Below are 2078 nucleotides of genomic sequence, written 5' to 3'. Positions count from 1 at the left end.
CGGAACCGGCGCCCATAAAACTCACGTTCGCCCAGCAAATGCGAGACCGGCACTCGAATTGCGCGCAAGGAAATCAACTGGTCATAGCGCTCGGCAATCTCCGGCTGCAACTCCTCGGGCGCAATCAGTGTCACCCGACTGGCTTCAATACGCGCCGCATGGGCCAGCAGCAGGCGTGCGTCCCGCGCAGGATCATCCACGCCAGCCGCCCGCAGACGGGCCGTTGCCGCCACCATGGCCTGAGCCGCTGTTTGCAGGCCGGTCATTGCGCCATCTCGGCCAGCAGCCGTGCCTGATCATCAGCCGTCAGCGCGTCGATGACCTCATCCAGATCGCCCTGCATCACCTGATCCAGCTTATAAAGCGTCAGGTTGATGCGGTGGTCCGTCATGCGACCTTGCGGGAAATTATAGGTGCGAATGCGTTCCGAACGGTCGCCCGAGCCCACCTGACTGGCCCGATCTGCCGAGCGTTCGCTATCTATCCGCTGCCGCTCCAGATCATAGAGCCGCGTCTTGAGCACCTGCATGGCAATCTCGCGGTTACGATGCTGAGATTTCTCGGAACTCGTCACCACGATACCGCTGGGGATATGCGTGATCCGGACCGCCGAGTCGGTGGTGTTCACGTGCTGTCCACCCGCGCCCGAGCTGCGCATAGTGTCGATTCTGATGTCATTTGCATCGATCTGGATGTCCACATCCTCGGCCTCGGGCAGAACCGCCACTGTCGCAGCCGATGTGTGAATCCGACCACCACTTTCGGTCTCTGGCACGCGCTGCACGCGGTGCACACCGGATTCGTACTTCATACGGGCAAACACGTTGTCACCCTTGATATGGGCCACGACCTCTTTGATGCCGCCCAAATCCGACGCTTGTTCCTCGATGATCTCAAACCGCCAGCCCCGCGCCTCGGCATAGCGCTGATACATGCGCAGCAGGTCGCCCGCGAACAAAGCGGCCTCATCGCCGCCGGTTCCGGGTCGGATTTCCAGCATCGCCGGGCGCGCATCGGCTGCGTCCTTTGGCAGCAAGGCCAATTGCAGGGCCTGTTCGGCGGCGGGAATACTGGCCTGTAACTGAGGGATTTCTTCTTCGGCCAACTCCTTCATATCCGGGTCGGCCAACATCGCCTCAGCCTCGGCCAGATCCGCCACCAACTGCCGCCAGGCCATGATCTGATCAACCACTGGCTTGAGGTCGGAATATTCTTTGGCCAGCGTTGCAATATCGCCCCCCGACGCGCCATCGGCCATGGCAGCTTCGAGGTACTGAAAACGCTGGGTGATCTGTTCAAGACGTTCTTCGGGGATCATCCGGGCGGTGTCTCTTATCCAGGGGCTTTGGTCAAGGGCAACCTCATGCTAAGCTTGCCATCATGAAACGGTTTTTGCTTGCCTTACTGCTCACATCCACGCCGGTTTTTGCTGATTACGTCGGCCCGGACGGTAAAACCCGCGATTGCTATTGCACCGATACCTCAGGGACGCGCATCGAGTTGGGTGAGATGATTTGCTTACAGGTCGATGGCCGCATGTTCACCGCGCAATGTCAGATGTCGCTGAACGTTCCCATGTGGCGAGAGGTTCAGGAAGGGTGCCTGTCATCGGGGCTGCGTTCGGACTGGCCTGATCTGGAAACACCTTCAGTCGGTGACAGCGCTCTTTGAGCGCTCCAAGTCTTCCCACTTGCTCAAATTAAATGCCCTTCGTTGGCACAGTCTAAGCGCAACAGTCAGTAAAGTGAGCGGCGCAGCGGCCAATGCAGCAGGGCCAAATACATTGGGAAGGCAAAAGTTCTCACCAAGAATAACAATTACCCCTGCCTGAACTGAAGCAATGATCAAAGTCAGCAAGACAAACACAGCAACATTGGTTAATGGCGATGCCCAGTACAGAAAAGGTCTTGGTTCAAAACCAAATGCTCTCAATCGTTCAAGATCAGCATCAATTCTTATATGCTGCTTAACACCGGTCTGCTCAATTTCAGCCAATGCGTTTTGAAACCGCTGCTCATAGTCACTCATCCTACAAAAATATGAACTTAACCCAACGATTTCAATCTATTGAAGTGATC

At 56.8% G+C, this 2078-nt stretch carries 3 protein-coding genes and 1 pseudogene; 1 reads left to right on the top strand and 3 read right to left on the bottom strand.

Annotation, left to right across the window (positions count from 1 at the left end):
* Together AC2FNU_RS24630 and prfA are read right to left on the bottom strand one after the other, a co-directional pair.
* Window positions 1–266 (bottom strand): annotated as a pseudogene (locus AC2FNU_RS24630) (peptide chain release factor N(5)-glutamine methyltransferase); the annotation flags it as partial.
* Window positions 263–1318, bottom strand: coding sequence for a peptide chain release factor 1 (gene prfA, locus AC2FNU_RS24625; protein WP_496794213.1), 1056 nt, complete (start codon window positions 1316–1318; stop codon window positions 263–265). The gene prfA and the pseudogene AC2FNU_RS24630, both read right to left, overlap by 4 nt.
* 62 nt (window positions 1319–1380) lie before the next feature.
* Here prfA and AC2FNU_RS24620 point away from each other — a divergent pair, with 62 nt between their 5' ends.
* Window positions 1381–1671, top strand: a complete 291-nt coding sequence (locus AC2FNU_RS24620) for a hypothetical protein (RefSeq protein WP_496794209.1) — start codon at window positions 1381–1383, stop codon at window positions 1669–1671.
* Here the strand turns inward: AC2FNU_RS24620 and AC2FNU_RS24615 are convergent.
* Window positions 1648–2028 (bottom strand): DUF6404 family protein, encoded by a 381-nt coding sequence (locus tag AC2FNU_RS24615; protein WP_496794205.1) that lies wholly within the window; start codon window positions 2026–2028, stop codon window positions 1648–1650. The genes AC2FNU_RS24620 and AC2FNU_RS24615 overlap by 24 nt on opposite strands.
* Window positions 2029–2078: the final 50 nt, after the last annotated feature.

The organism is Ruegeria sp. BHSB064 (assembly GCF_059613205.1).
This window is presented reverse-complemented; position numbering and strand designations above follow the sequence as displayed.